The 212-nt window shown below is 58.0% G+C and carries 1 pseudogene; it reads right to left on the reverse strand.

From position 1 onward, the window contains the following. Positions 1–212 (reverse strand): annotated as a pseudogene (locus E0D98_RS27320) (mobilization protein); the annotation flags it as partial.

Consider the following 212-nt stretch of genomic DNA (forward strand, 5'->3'; position numbering starts at 1 on the left):
GACCGTGACGCAAAGCGCCGTCAGCGACGGGTACAGTATCCGCCCTTTGACCAGCTTCCAGAGCAGCTCTTCCTGCCGCCGGGCAAGTTCGTTCTCTGTGGCGCTGAACTGCGCGTTCACGGCACTGTTCAGCGTCTCCAGTTGTTCTTTCACCGCTGCTGTGTGTGCGCTGATAGCGTCTCTGATTTTCTGCCCGTTTAAGTTCAGTTCCC

It is taken from the genome of Escherichia sp. KCJ4928, from assembly GCF_004352695.1.
Taxonomy (GTDB): domain Bacteria; phylum Pseudomonadota; class Gammaproteobacteria; order Enterobacterales; family Enterobacteriaceae; genus ECMA0423.